13 protein-coding genes and 1 riboswitch are annotated in these 13,050 nt (G+C 66.9%); of the genes, 9 read left to right on the top strand and 4 right to left on the bottom strand.

From position 1 onward, the window contains the following. The first annotated feature begins 28 nt into the window (after positions 1-28). The 7 genes from AWB95_RS01310 (at position 29) to clpC1 (ending at position 7,807) form a co-directional block, all read left to right on the top strand. Positions 29-916 carry a Rossmann-like and DUF2520 domain-containing protein gene (locus AWB95_RS01310; protein WP_085167481.1) on the top strand — a complete coding sequence of 296 codons (888 nt, stop codon included), beginning with the start codon at positions 29-31 and terminating at the stop codon, positions 914-916. Continuing rightward, the gene (panC, locus tag AWB95_RS01305; RefSeq protein ID WP_062538939.1) at positions 913-1,827 is read left to right on the top strand and encodes a pantoate--beta-alanine ligase; all 915 of its coding nucleotides are present in this window, start codon (positions 913-915) and stop codon (positions 1,825-1,827) included. The genes AWB95_RS01310 and panC overlap by 4 nt, the downstream gene beginning before the upstream one ends. Beyond that, a complete protein-coding gene (gene panD / locus AWB95_RS01300) occupies positions 1,827-2,234 on the top strand; it encodes an aspartate 1-decarboxylase (protein WP_062538947.1) in 408 nt (135 codons plus the stop codon). The genes panC and panD overlap by 1 nt, the downstream gene beginning before the upstream one ends. 2 nt (positions 2,235-2,236) lie before the next feature. Continuing rightward, positions 2,237-3,061 (top strand): type III pantothenate kinase, encoded by an 825-nt coding sequence (locus AWB95_RS01295; protein WP_062538940.1) that lies wholly within the window; start codon positions 2,237-2,239, stop codon positions 3,059-3,061. 24 nt (positions 3,062-3,085) lie between these two features. Next, a complete protein-coding gene (gene lysS, locus AWB95_RS01290; RefSeq protein ID WP_062538941.1) occupies positions 3,086-4,585 on the top strand; it encodes a lysine--tRNA ligase in 1,500 nt (499 codons plus the stop codon). Between the two features lie 118 nt (positions 4,586-4,703). Then, positions 4,704-5,039, top strand: a complete 336-nt coding sequence (gene lsr2 / locus AWB95_RS01285) for a histone-like nucleoid-structuring protein Lsr2 (protein WP_045382835.1) — start codon at positions 4,704-4,706, stop codon at positions 5,037-5,039. Between the two features lie 212 nt (positions 5,040-5,251). Then, positions 5,252-7,807, top strand: coding sequence for an ATP-dependent protease ATP-binding subunit ClpC (gene clpC1 / locus AWB95_RS01280; RefSeq protein ID WP_062538942.1), 2,556 nt, complete (start codon positions 5,252-5,254; stop codon positions 7,805-7,807). Positions 7,808-7,841: 34 nt separating this feature from the next. On the opposite strand, the gene nicT is transcribed toward clpC1, so the two are convergent. From nicT to mhuD, 3 genes are all read right to left on the bottom strand, one after another. Beyond that, complete coding sequence (gene nicT / locus AWB95_RS01275) at positions 7,842-8,918, bottom strand: Nickel transporter NicT (protein WP_062538943.1); 1,077 nt, start codon at positions 8,916-8,918, stop codon at positions 7,842-7,844. 37 nt (positions 8,919-8,955) lie between these two features. After that, a riboswitch (adenosylcobalamin (AdoCbl) riboswitch) is annotated at positions 8,956-9,046 on the bottom strand. Positions 9,047-9,100: 54 nt separating this feature from the next. Further along, on the bottom strand, positions 9,101-10,462 hold the full coding sequence (locus tag AWB95_RS01270) for a serine hydrolase (protein ID WP_062538944.1): 1,362 nt from the start codon (positions 10,460-10,462) through the stop codon (positions 9,101-9,103). After that, complete coding sequence (gene mhuD, locus AWB95_RS01265; RefSeq protein WP_045382847.1) at positions 10,437-10,754, bottom strand: mycobilin-forming heme oxygenase MhuD; 318 nt, start codon at positions 10,752-10,754, stop codon at positions 10,437-10,439. Before mhuD ends, AWB95_RS01270 begins: the two co-directional genes overlap by 26 nt. Positions 10,755-10,768: 14 nt before the next feature. On the opposite strand from mhuD, the gene AWB95_RS01260 reads away from it, so the two are divergent. Then, positions 10,769-11,542 carry an alpha/beta fold hydrolase gene (locus AWB95_RS01260; RefSeq protein WP_099539719.1) on the top strand — a complete coding sequence of 258 codons (774 nt, stop codon included), beginning with the start codon at positions 10,769-10,771 and terminating at the stop codon, positions 11,540-11,542. Here the strand turns inward: AWB95_RS01260 and AWB95_RS01255 are convergent. After that, positions 11,522-12,424, bottom strand: coding sequence for an HhH-GPD family protein (locus AWB95_RS01255; protein ID WP_085167489.1), 903 nt, complete (start codon positions 12,422-12,424; stop codon positions 11,522-11,524). The genes AWB95_RS01260 and AWB95_RS01255 overlap by 21 nt on opposite strands. Between AWB95_RS01255 and AWB95_RS01250 the strand changes: the two genes are divergently transcribed. Further along, the gene (locus tag AWB95_RS01250) at positions 12,423-13,049 is read left to right on the top strand and encodes a carbonic anhydrase (protein WP_062541595.1); all 627 of its coding nucleotides are present in this window, start codon (positions 12,423-12,425) and stop codon (positions 13,047-13,049) included. The two genes, AWB95_RS01255 and AWB95_RS01250, sit on opposite strands and share 2 nt — an antisense overlap. Position 13,050 lies beyond the last annotated feature (1 nt).

Below are 13,050 nucleotides of genomic sequence, written 5' to 3'. Positions count from 1 at the left end.
ACCAAGGAACTTGCGAGGGTCGTCTGCGATGGTGCAGTTCGACGGATTGCGCCCGGCCCGGCTCAAGGTGGGAATCATCTCCGCGGGCCGGGTGGGCACCGCGTTAGGCGTCGCGCTGGAGCGCGTCGACCATGTCGTGGTGGCGTGCAGCGCCATCTCCCGGGCATCGCGGGAGCGGGCGGAGCGGCGGCTGCCTGACACCCCGATCTTCCCCGTCCCCGACGTGGCCGGCAGCGCCGAACTGCTGCTATTGGCGGTGCCCGACACCGAATTACCCGGGCTGGTGTCCGGTTTGGCCGCCACTTCGGCGGTGCGGCCCGGCACGATCGTCGCCCACACATCCGGCGCCAACGGCGTCGGTGTGCTGGCGCCCCTGACCGACTGCGCCCCGCTCGCAATTCACCCGGCGATGACGTTCACCGGATCCGACGAGGACATCGCCCGGCTGTCCGACGCCTGCTTCGGGATCACCGCGGCCGACGAGGTCGGCTACGCGATCGCCGAGTCGCTGGTTTTGGAGATCGGCGGCGAGCCGTTCCGGGTCCGCGAAGAGGCCCGCCCGCTGTATCACGCCGCGCTGGCCCACGCCGCCAACCATGTCGTCACGGTGCTCGGCGACGCGCTGGACGCGCTTCGGGCCGCGCTGCCCGGCGAACTCGGCCTCGACGACCCCGACGGCGTCGCCGAACGCGTTCTTGGGCCGCTGGCCCGGGCGGCGCTGGAGAACACCCTGCAGCGTGGTCAGGCCGCGCTCACCGGGCCGGTCGCGCGCGGTGACGCCGACGCGCTGGTCGCCCACCTGGACGCGCTGGCCGCGGTCGACCCGCAGCTCGCCCAGGCGTATCGGGTCAACGCCCTGCGTACCGCCGAGCGGGCGCACGCCCCCGCCGACGTATTCGAGGTGCTGGCGCAATGAAGACGACACCGAAATTCAGCGCAGGCGAGCTCAACGTCTATGCCGCACCCGATGACGTGGCCGCGGTCAGCCGTGCGCTGCGCCACACCGGCCGGCGGGTGATGCTGGTGCCCACGATGGGCGCGTTGCACGACGGCCACCTGGCGCTGGTCCGGGCGGCCAAACGGGTGCCCGGCGCGGTGGTCGTGGTGTCGATCTTCGTCAACCCACTGCAGTTCGGCGCCGGCGAAGACCTCGACGCCTACCCGCGCGTCCTCGACGACGACCTGGCGCTGCTGCGCGGCGAAGGGGTCGAGGTGGCCTTCACCCCGACCGTCGCTGCGATGTATCCCGACGGGCCGCGTACCGCAGTGCAGCCCGGTCCGCTGGGCGCCGAGCTCGAAGGTGCCGCGCGCCCAACGCATTTCGCCGGGATGTTGACCGTAGTACTGAAACTGCTGCAGATCGTGCACCCCGACCGGATCTTCTTCGGCGAGAAGGACTATCAGCAACTCGTGCTGGTCCGGCAGATGGTCGCCGACCTGAATATCGATGTGCGGGTAGTAGGTGTACCGATCGTGCGCGAAAACGACGGGCTGGCAATGTCTTCCCGCAACCGCTACCTCGACCCGGCGCAGCGGGAACTCGCAAGCACGCTCTCAGCGGCGCTGTTGGCCGGCATGCATGCCGCGCCGGCCGGGGCCGAGGCCGCGCTGGCGGCGGCTCGTGCGGTGCTGTCTGCGGTGCCCAGCATCGACGTCGACTATCTGCAACTGCGTGATCCGGCGCTCGGGCCCACACCGGCCCACGGGCCGGCCAGGCTGCTGGTCGCCGCCCGGCTGGGCCCAACCAGACTTCTCGACAACATCGCCATAGAAATAGGAAGCACAGTCGGCGCCGACGGTCGACTCGAAACATGCTGGAGGAACTGATGTTACGGACAATGCTCAAGTCGAAGATCCACCGGGCTACCGTCACGCAAGCCGACCTGCACTACGTCGGCTCGGTGACCATCGACGCCGACTTGATGGACGCCGCAGACCTGCTCGAGGGCGAGCAGGTGACCATCGTCGACATCGACAACGGCGCCCGGCTGGTCACCTACGCCATCACCGGGGAGCGCGGCAGCGGTGTGATCGGAATCAACGGCGCCGCAGCGCATCTCGTGCATCCCGGCGACCTGGTGATCCTGATCGCCTACGCCACGATGGATGACGCCGAGGCCCGCACCTACCAGCCGCGGATCGTGTTCGTCGACGCCGCCAATCGCCAGGTTGACCTGGGGCACGACCCGGCGTTCGTGCCCGACGACGCATCCGACCTGCTCTCCCCGCGGTAGTCGTGCTCCTCGCAATCGACGTCCGCAATACGCACACCGTCGTCGGGCTGCTCTCCGGATCCAAAGAGCACGCGAAGGTGGTGCAGCAGTGGCGCATCCGCACCGAGGCCGAAGCGACGGCCGATGAGCTGGCGCTGACCATCGACGGCCTGATCGGCGACGATTCGGAGCGGCTCACCGGCGCCGCCGCGCTGTCCACGGTCCCGTCGGTGCTGCACGAGGTACGGGTCATGCTCGGCCAGTACTGGCCGTCGGTGCCCAACGTGCTGATCGAGCCCGGAGTGCGCACCGGCATCCCGCTGCTGGTCGACAACCCCAAAGAAGTCGGCGCCGACCGGATTGTGAACTGCCTGGCGGCATTTCAGAAATACGGGTCGGCGGCAATCGTGATCGACTTCGGTTCGTCGATCTGTGTGGACGTGGTGTCGGCCAAAGGTGAATTCCTCGGCGGGGCGATCGCGCCGGGCGTGCAGGTGTCGTCCGACGCCGCTGCGGCCCGCTCGGCGGCGTTGCGGCGGGTCGAGCTGTCCCGTCCGCGTTCGGTGGTCGGCAAGAACACCGTCGAGTGCATGCAGGCCGGCGCGGTGTTCGGCTTCGCCGGGCTGGTCGACGGTCTGGTCGGCCGCATCCGCGACGACGTGGAGGGTTTCGCCGGCGGCCCAGGAAACCAGGTCACGGTTGTAGCAACCGGGCACACCGCGCCGCTGCTGCTGCCCGAGTTGCACTGTGTCGACGACTACGACCAGCACCTCACCCTGCACGGGCTGCGGTTGGTGTTCGAACGCAACCGCGACAGCCAGCGCGGACGGCTCAAGACCGCCCGCTAACGGGCTGTTTTAAGCTGGCACGTCGTGAACTCCGCCGATCCGGATATTCCCGAGCAGTATCGAGTCCGCCGCGACAAGCGTGCTCGGCTGCTGGCGGAGGGCCACGACCCCTACCCGGTGGTCGTGGAACGCACCCACACGCTGGCCCAGATCCGGGCCGCCTACCCCGACCTGCCGGCCGATTCGACCACCGGTGACATTGTCGGCGTAGCCGGACGAGTGATCTTTGTCCGGAATTCGGGCAAATTGTGCTTTGCGACGCTCCAGGAGGGCGACGGCACCCAACTGCAGGTGATGATCAGCCTCGCGGGCGTCGGCGCGGAAGCGCTCGACGCGTGGAAGACCGACGTCGACATCGGCGACATCGTCTTTGTGCACGGTGAAGTGATCAGCTCACGGCGCGGTGAGTTATCGGTGCTCGGCGATTCCTGGCACATGGCGTCCAAGGCGTTGCGACCGCTGCCGGTTGCGCACAAAGAAATGAACGAAGAGTCGCGGGTGCGGCAACGCTACGTCGACCTGATCGTCCGCCCGCAGGCCCGCACCGTGGCACGCCAGCGAATTGCCGTCGTCCGCGCGATACGCACCGCACTCGAACAACGCGGCTTTCTCGAGGTCGAGACGCCGATGTTGCAGACATTGGCCGGCGGCGCGGCGGCTCGGCCGTTCGTCACACACTCCAATGCGCTCGACATCGATCTCTACCTGCGGATCGCGCCGGAACTCTTCCTCAAGCGTTGTGTCGTCGGCGGGTTTGACAAGGTGTTCGAACTTAATCGCGTGTTCCGAAACGAAGGAGCCGATTCCACACATTCGCCGGAATTCTCCATGTTGGAGACCTACCAGGCGTATGGAACCTATGACGATTCGGCAGTTGTGACCCGCGAGCTTATTCAACAGGTGGCTGACGAGGCGATCGGCACCCGACAACTTCCGTTGCCCGATGGCAGTATCTATGACATCGACGGAGAATGGGCCTCGATACAAATGTATCCGTCCCTATCCAACGCGCTCGGTGAAGAGATCACGCCGCAGACCACTGTCGAGCACTTGCTCAGCATTGCCGACCGGCTCGGCGTCGAGATACCCGCCGACCGCGGTTATGGACACGGCAAGCTGGTCGAGGAACTGTGGGAGCACACCGTCGGCGCCGGCCTTACGGCCCCCACCTTTGTCCGGGATTTCCCGGTGGAGACAACGCCTTTGACCCGTCAGCACCGCAGCATCCCGGGTGTAACCGAAAAATGGGACTTATACCTGCGCGGTGTCGAACTGGCCACCGGATACTCCGAATTGATCGACCCGGTGGTGCAGCGTGAGCGGTTCGCGGCGCAGGCGCGCGCGGCCGCTGCCGGTGATGACGAGGCGATGGCGCTAGACGAGGATTTCTTGGCCGCCCTCGAGTACGCGATGCCGCCGTGTACCGGAACGGGAATGGGTATCGATCGGTTGTTGATGGCTTTGACTGGCCTGTCAATTAGAGAGACAGTTTTGTTCCCGATTGTTCGTCCGCACACCAACTGAACTACTCGGCGGCTATGGTCGTGGTATTGAATACCATGCACCGTTATGGCAGATTAGTGCCACGGGGCGGACAATGTGACGTGCACAGTAAGTGCACAGGAAGAAGTTGAGGGAGCTAATGGCGAAGAAAGTGACCGTCACCTTGGTCGATGATTTCGACGGTGAGGGCGCCGCCGACGAAACCGTCGAATTCGGGCTCGACGGAGTGACCTATGAGATTGATCTTTCAAGCAAGAATGCCAACAAACTGCGTAGCGACCTGAAGAAATGGGTTGACGCCGGCCGTCGTGTCGGTGGCCGTCGGCGCGGACGTTCCTCGGGGCGCGGGCGGGGGGCCATCGACCGCGAACAGAGCGCTGCGATCCGGGAATGGGCTCGCCGCAACGGGCACAACGTGTCGACCCGGGGCCGCATCCCGGCCGATGTCATCGACGCATTCCACGCGGCCACCTAAGGCTGCTAACGCTTTCGCTGGTGGCGAACTGATCACCCGGTAGCGCGGGAAACGTTTCGGCGATTTACCGCGTTCCATTGGTGTCGCTGTGGTGCGGCCGACCGTGAGGTAGGAAGCCCGGCCGGCCGCCCATTACAGTGGATGGCAGGTACGCAGGGACCGTCCTAAAGCCCGCCGCAGTACCGATGGTGAGGGAGAGCAGGTAACCGCCAATGTTCGAAAGATTTACGGACCGTGCCCGCAGGGTCGTCGTCCTGGCGCAGGAAGAGGCCCGGATGCTCAACCACAACTACATCGGCACTGAGCACATCCTGTTGGGCCTGATCCACGAGGGTGAAGGCGTCGCGGCCAAGTCGCTGGAATCGCTGGGCATCTCGCTCGAGGGCGTGCGCAGCCAGGTCGAGGAAATCATCGGCCAGGGGCAGCAGGCGCCGTCGGGCCACATCCCGTTCACGCCGCGCGCCAAGAAGGTGCTGGAGCTCTCCCTGCGGGAGGCGCTGCAGCTCGGCCACAACTACATCGGCACCGAGCACATCCTGCTCGGCCTGATCCGGGAGGGTGAGGGCGTCGCGGCCCAGGTGCTGGTCAAGCTCGGCGCCGAGCTGACCCGGGTGCGTCAGCAGGTGATCCAGCTGCTGAGTGGGTACCAGGGCAAGGAGACGGCCGAAGCCGGCACCGGCGGACGGGGCGGCGAGTCCGGCTCCCCTTCGACGTCGTTGGTGCTCGACCAGTTCGGCCGCAACCTGACCGCAGCGGCAATGGAGGGCAAGCTCGACCCGGTCATCGGCCGGGAAAAGGAAATCGAGCGGGTCATGCAGGTCTTGAGCCGGCGCACCAAGAACAACCCGGTGCTGATCGGCGAGCCGGGTGTCGGCAAGACCGCCGTCGTCGAGGGCCTGGCGCAGGCCATCGTGCACGGCGAGGTGCCCGAGACGCTGAAGGACAAGCAGCTCTACACGCTGGACCTCGGCTCGCTGGTGGCCGGCTCGCGCTACCGCGGTGACTTCGAAGAGCGTCTGAAGAAGGTGCTCAAGGAGATCAACACCCGCGGCGACATCATCTTGTTCATCGACGAGTTGCACACGCTGGTCGGTGCCGGTGCCGCCGAGGGCGCCATCGACGCCGCGTCCATCCTTAAGCCCAAGCTGGCCCGCGGCGAGCTGCAGACCATCGGCGCCACCACGCTCGACGAGTACCGCAAGTACATCGAGAAGGACGCCGCCCTGGAGCGCCGCTTCCAGCCGGTGCAGGTGGGTGAGCCGACGGTCGAGCACACCATCGAGATCCTCAAGGGCCTGCGCGACCGCTACGAGGCGCACCACCGGGTCTCGATCACCGACACGGCGATCACAGCCGCGGCCACGCTGGCCGACCGCTACATCAACGACCGGTTCCTGCCGGACAAGGCGATCGACCTGATCGACGAGGCGGGTGCGCGGATGCGGATCCGCCGGATGACGGCTCCGCCGGATCTGCGCGAGTTCGACGAGAAGATCGCCGAGGCTCGCCGCGAGAAGGAGTCCGCGATCGACGCGCAGGACTTCGAGAAGGCGGCCAGCCTGCGCGATCGCGAAAAGCAACTCGTGGCGCAGCGCGCTGAGCGCGAAAAGCAGTGGCGCTCAGGTGATCTCGACGTTGTCGCAGAGGTCGACGACGAGCAGATCGCCGAGGTGCTGGGCAACTGGACCGGTATCCCGGTGTACAAGCTCACCGAGGCCGAGACCAGCCGGCTGTTGCGCATGGAGGAAGAGATCCACAAGCGGATCATCGGCCAGGAGGACGCCGTCAAGGCCGTCGCGAAGGCGATCCGCCGCACCCGCGCCGGGCTGAAGGATCCGCGGCGTCCGTCCGGTTCGTTCATCTTCGCAGGGCCGTCCGGTGTCGGGAAGACCGAGCTGTCCAAGGCGCTGGCGGAGTTCCTGTTCGGCGACCAGGATGCGCTCATCCAGATCGACATGGGTGAGTTCCACGACCGGTTCACCGCCTCGCGGCTGTTCGGCGCCCCGCCGGGCTACGTCGGCTACGAGGAGGGCGGCCAGCTCACCGAGAAGGTGCGGCGCAAGCCGTTCTCGGTGGTTTTGTTCGACGAGATCGAGAAGGCGCACCAGGAGATCTACAACAGCCTGTTGCAGGTGCTCGAGGACGGCCGGCTCACCGACGGGCAGGGCCGCACGGTGGACTTCAAGAACACCGTGCTGATCTTCACGTCCAACCTGGGCACCGCCGACATCTCCAAGGCGGTCGGGCTGGGCTTTACCCAGGGCGGCGGCGAGAACAACTACGAGCGGATGAAGCAGAAGGTCAACGACGAGCTCAAGAAGCACTTCCGGCCTGAATTCCTCAACCGCATCGACGACATCATCGTCTTCCACCAGCTGACTCGCGAGGAGATCATCCGGATGGTCGAGCTGATGATCAACCGGTTGGAAAAGCAGCTCAAGAGCAAGGACATGGCGCTGGTGCTCACCGACAAGGCCAAGTCGCTGCTTGCCAAGCGGGGCTTCGACCCGGTGCTGGGCGCTCGTCCGCTGCGGCGCACCATCCAGCGCGAGATCGAGGACGCGCTCTCCGAGAAGATCCTCTACGAGGAGGTCGGGCCGGGTCAGATCGTCACCGTCGACGTGGACAACTGGGACGGTGAAGGCTCCGGCGAGGACGCGAAGTTCACGTTCGCCGGCAGCCCCAAGCCGGTCGAGCCGGTCGAGCCGGATCTGGCCAAGGCCGGAGTGCACAGCGCGGGCGGAGCGCACAGCGCCGCCACCGAGTAGGCCACGTCCGTCGAGGGTGCAGCTGCCGACGCATTCACTCGGAATACGCGTCGGCAGTTGCACTTTCGCGGCGACTTAATTTCCAGTAGCCGATCGCGGCCAGCCACGTCACGGCGAACAGGCCGACAATCGCCAACCCGGCGTTGTTGAGGTCGATGCCGGAGATCCAATTGCTGACCGGATCGACCCAGCCGAGGTCGTCGTGCAATATCGACACCAACTCGATCGACCCGATCAGCAACGCCACCGCGATCGACAGCCCGGTGACGGTGAGGTTGTAGTAGATCTTGCGGACCGGCGCCGTGAACGCCCAGTCGTAGGCGGCCGTCATCAGCAGCCCGTCGGCGGTGTCCAGCAGACTCATGCCCGCTGCGAACAACAACGGCAATACCAAGACTGCGTACCAGGGCAGACCGGATGCCGCTCCGCTGCCGGCGAGTGCCAACAGCGCGACCTCGGTGGCGGTGTCGAAGCCGAGCCCGAACAGCAGCCCGACCGGATAGATCTGCACCGGCCGCCGGATGCGGTTCATGACCGGGCGCAGCAGCCGGGCCAGGAGGCCGCGGTCGTTGAGTGTCGCTTCGAGTTCTTCGTCCGAGTAGCAGCCGCGCCGAAGCTTGGCGAAAGCACGGGTGATTCCGACCAGTGCGATGATGTTGACGATCGCGATCAGGTAGAGGAACAATCCCGACGCCAGGGTGCCGGCGACGCCGAGCGCGTGCCGGGCCGGCGAGTCGCCGTCGACAAGGGCCCCGACCGCGTGGGCGCCGACAATTACCAGCACCGCCATCACCAGCACGATGGTGGAATGGCCCATGGCGAACCAGAACCCGACCGATTTCGGTTTTTGGCCATCGGTCATCAGCTTGCGAGTGGTGTTGTCGATCGCGGCGATATGGTCGGCGTCGAACGCGTGCCGCAGACCGAACAGGTAGGCGGTGAGCCCCAGCCCCACACCGAAGATCTGGCTTCCGGCGTGATAGTGGCGTGGCGCGATGATCATGAACAACGTCACGAAGCCGACGAGATGCATCAATGCGATGACGCCCAGCAGGACGCCGATCTCGATTCGGTCGCGGCGAGTCCAGCCCGACGACGCCAACGGAAACATCAGACCGCCTTCCGAGGATTGCGCGTCCTCATCCGCGATGTGACGAGAAGGTCTGACTTCCAGCGTCGAACGCTGGTCACAGTGGCGCGACCGCACCGGAATATGCACCGGTTTCCTCGTCGTCACATGACTACGCGAAAGACGCTATACGGGTCACCGCTGCATGTCGACGACGGGCCCGCCTAGCGTTGCAGCAGCCCGAAGACCTGTTTGGCGATCTGCAGCATCCAGCCGGTCACCCTCGGCCCGTGGTCGCGGCCCCAGTTCAGCTGGAAACTGACCACCCACGGCTGGCCGGTCCGGTCCACGGCATACCAGCTGAACGTCAGGTCCCCGGGCAGGCCACCGGCTTTGGCGCCGATGTACGGCCACACCCGGCGGTCCAAGTCGACGCCGGGCACCGCGGACATGATCTGCTTGACGGGAGCGGCCTTGCCGACCGCGCCGGCCTGCAGCGCCGCGTGCACCCGGCAGATGTCCTCGGCGCTGCCATACCATTCGGCGCCGAATTCTGATGCCGGCGTGTGCGCACGCGTCGGATCCGGTTGGTATACACGGGAATTAGCCTGCTGCAGCAACTGGGCGCGGGCCGCCGGATTGGCGGCCTGCTTCCACTGCTCACGCACATCCGGTTGTCCCCAGGCGACCGAGAACAACTCGTACATGGTCGGGAATGGTGTCATGCTGGCCGGGTCGTGATGGCCGGCCGCAACCAGTGCGTTCTCGACGGCGTGCGACCCCACCTTTCCGATCAGCAGGTCGGTGGCCATGTTGTCACTGGTGGCGATCATCTTCTCGGCGGCGGTACGGACCGAAATCTGCGCTCCCACCGGCAATTCCAATCCGGAACCGACCGCCTTGCCCTTGTCGGTGACGGTCAGCCGGTCATCCCAGGAAACCGTACCGTCCTTGACCGCCTGGGCCACGGCGTAGAGCACGTACAACTTGAAAATCGATGCCAGCGGCAGAGATTCGGCGGTGTTGGTGCCCGCGACGCGATCGCAGCGGCCGTCGTCGACTTTGGCGACTTGCCATGAGTACCGGGCGCCGGTCCGTGTCAACGTGGCGTCCACGTCGCGCCAGGAGGAGATGACGGGCGACTGCGTGGTGACGTCGAACCCGTCGACCAGCGTGTCATCGCCAGTGTGAATGCGGACGTTTTGGCGCGCGCCGTAGGACGTGATGAGCTGCAGCGTGGCCGCGCCGGCGCCGATCGCGACGCCGCCCACGGTGAAGGGACGATCCCACCAGAGTTCTTCCATCGAGTGCTCGACCGACTCCACGACGTCGGGTGCGGCCAGCGTACGCACTCCGACCGGTCCGATCGGCCAGTCCGAGTTGAGCATGTCGACGGTCTGCTTGGCCCGCAGACCGGGCGGCGTCCGGGTGTCTATTCGTATGCCGGGATCCGCGGCGTTCGCGGACGGAGTGGGTGGTGGGCTGCAACCCGGTGCCAGGGAGGTGACCAGCGTGGCGACGACACCCAGTGCCGCCGCGCGGTGCCGTCCCCGGCGCGGGCTATGCCTTCGAGCCAGAGCCGGCAACGTCCAGCACAACCTCGAATTCCAGCAGCGACGCCCCGGTCGCCACCGGGTTGGCCCGGTGGCCGGCGTGGGCCTCGATGGCGGGCCCGGTGGCCCATGCCTGGAAGGCTTCCTCGGATTCCCACTGGGTCACCACGAAGTAGCGGTCTTCGCCCTTGACCGGGCGAAGCAGCTGGAAGCCGAGGAAGCCGGGCGAGTTCTCGACGGCGTGCGCGCGGTGTGCGAACCGCTTCTCCAGCTCGGGGCCGGCGTCGGCAGGCACCTCGATTGCGTTGATCTTCACCACTGGCATGCCGTCAGGCTACCGTGCCCGGCATGACCGCCGACCTGCTGACCCGTCGCGGTGGGCGCGGCGAACCGGTGGTGCTGGTGCACGGGCTGATGGGACGCGGGACCACCTGGTCGCGTCAGCTGCCCTGGCTGACCGGGCTGGGCGCCGTGTACACCTACGACGCGCCGTGGCACCGGGGCCGCGACATCGCCGATCCGCACCCGATCAGCACCGAACGGTTCGTGGCGGATCTGGGCGACGCGGTGGCCGCCCTGGGCGGCCCGGCACGGTTGGTCGGCCATTCGATGGGCGCGCTGCACTCGTGGTGCCTGGCCGCCGAGCGGCCCGACCTAGTGTCGGCGCTGGTGGTCGAGGACATGGCGCCGGATTTCCGCGGCCGCACCACCGGGCCGTGGGAGCCGTGGCTGCATGCCCTGCCCGTCGAATTCGACTCTGCCGAAAAGGTATTCGCCGAATTCGGCGACATCGCCGGCCGGTACTTCCTGGAATCCTTCGACCGCACCGCGACCGGCTGGCGGCTGCATGGTCAAGTCGAACGCTGGATCGAGATCGCCGCCGAGTGGGGCACTCGCGACTACTGGGCGCAATGGCAAGCGGTGCGCGTGCCGGCGCTGCTGATCGAGGCCGGGAACTCGGTCACGCCGCCCGGCCAGATGCTTCAGATGAGCGAAACCGGCTATCGGACAAGCTATTTGCGGGTTCCGCAAGCCGGCCATCTGGTGCACGACGACGCGCCGGAGGTATACCGCGAAGCGGTGGAGTCCTTCTTACGGAGCGTCTCCCCCTAACGCGTACCGACCGTCAGACGTCTGTGTCACCAGGCCGTCGGCCAGCAGCGAATTCAGCGCGCGGTCGCGCTGCTCGTTGTTCGTCAGCCACGCCACGTCCAGCTGCGCACGAGTGACCGGAGAAGCGTTGTCCCGCAACACATCCAGTAGCCGGCCGCGGACCTGGCGGTCGGTGCCGGCGTAGGTTTGCGGGCGGCGTGCCGGCTCCTCGGCCGGTGGATGTCCGGCTTGCCGCCATCGGCACCGGGTAACCGGGCACAGTCCGCATTTTGGCGCCCGGGCGGTGCACACCGTCGCGCCCAGTTCCATCAGTGCCGCCGAAAACTGATGTGCCACCCCATTTTCCGGCAGCAGCGCGGCGACGTCGGCGTGATCGCGGGCCGCCGACGGCGTGCCGGCGTCGGCCCGACCGTGCAGGGCGCGGGCCACCACCCGTCGCACATTGGTGTCCACCACCGGCACCGGCTGGCGATAGGCGAAACACGCCACCGCCCGCGCCGTGTAGGCACCGACCCCGGGCAGTGTCATCAGGGTGTCGACGTCGTCGGGAACCACATCGCCGTAGTCGCGGGCGATCACGGTGGCGCACTCGTGCAGGCGTTTGGCCCGCCGCGGATAACCCAGCTTGCCCCAGGCGCGCAGCACGTCGGCGGGGCTTGCCGCCGCGGTCGCCGACGCCGTCGGCCAGCGCGCCACCCACTCCGTCCATATCGGCAGCACCCGGGCCACCGGCGTCTGCTGCAGCATGAACTCGCTGACCAGGATCTGCCACGGGCTGACGCCGGGATCGCGCCACGGCAGGTCGCGCCGCGATCGCTCGTACCACCTCAGGAGGTCCTCCGCCGCGACGATCATCGGCGCGTACGGCAGAATGTGCGCCATGCCGAATACCAATCCCATAACCGCGTGGAAGGCACTCAAAGAGGGTAACGAGCGCTTCGTCGCCGGCAAGCCCGAACATCCCAGCCAGAGCATCGAGCATCGGGCGAAACTGGCCGAGGGCCAAAAGCCCACCGCCGTGGTGTTCGGCTGCGGCGACAGCCGGGTGGCCGCCGAGATCATCTTCGACCAGGGCCTGGGCGACGTGTTCGTGGTGCGCACCGCGGGGCACGTGATCGACTCCGCGGTGCTGGGCTCGATTGAGTTCGCGGTGACGGTGCTCGACGTGCCGCTGATCGTGGTCCTGGGCCATGACAGCTGCGGCGCGGTGAAGGCGACGCTGTCCGCACTCGACGACGGTGTGCTGCCCGGCGGCTATGTGCGCGACCTGGTCGAGCGGGTGACGCCGTCCATCCTGCTGGGCCGCCGGGAGGGCATGAGCAGGGTCGACGAGTTCGAGGCGCGCCATGTTGTCGAGACCGGCGCGCAGCTGATGGCGCGGTCGACGGCCATCGCCGAGCGAGTCACCGCCGGCACGCTGGCGATCGTTGGAGTCACCTACCACCTTGCCGACGGGCGGGCGGTATTGCGCAACCACATCGGCGAGATCGGCGACGAGGCATCGTAGG

Origin of the sequence: Mycobacterium celatum (assembly GCF_002101595.1) — a bacterium.
In the GTDB taxonomy this organism is placed as follows: domain Bacteria; phylum Actinomycetota; class Actinomycetes; order Mycobacteriales; family Mycobacteriaceae; genus Mycobacterium; species Mycobacterium celatum.
This window is presented reverse-complemented; position numbering and strand designations above follow the sequence as displayed.

Bases quoted from the DNA above. Each gene is read 5' to 3' on its own strand.
- AWB95_RS01310 (WP_085167481.1), top strand. From the start codon at position 29: ATGGTGCAGTTCGACGGATTGCGCCCGGCCCGGCTCAAGGTGGGAATC.
- panC (WP_062538939.1), top strand. From the start codon at position 913: ATGAAGACGACACCGAAATTCAGCGCAGGCGAGCTCAACGTCTATGCC.
- panD (WP_062538947.1), top strand. From the start codon at position 1,827: ATGTTACGGACAATGCTCAAGTCGAAGATCCACCGGGCTACCGTCACG.
- lsr2 (WP_045382835.1), top strand. From the start codon at position 4,704: ATGGCGAAGAAAGTGACCGTCACCTTGGTCGATGATTTCGACGGTGAG.
- clpC1 (WP_062538942.1), top strand. From the start codon at position 5,252: ATGTTCGAAAGATTTACGGACCGTGCCCGCAGGGTCGTCGTCCTGGCG.
- nicT (WP_062538943.1), bottom strand. From the start codon at position 8,918: ATGTTTCCGTTGGCGTCGTCGGGCTGGACTCGCCGCGACCGAATCGAG.
- mhuD (WP_045382847.1), bottom strand. From the start codon at position 10,754: ATGCCAGTGGTGAAGATCAACGCAATCGAGGTGCCTGCCGACGCCGGC.
- AWB95_RS01250 (WP_062541595.1), top strand. From the start codon at position 12,423: ATGCCGAATACCAATCCCATAACCGCGTGGAAGGCACTCAAAGAGGGT.
- AWB95_RS01255 (WP_085167489.1), bottom strand. From the start codon at position 12,424: ATGGCGCACATTCTGCCGTACGCGCCGATGATCGTCGCGGCGGAGGAC.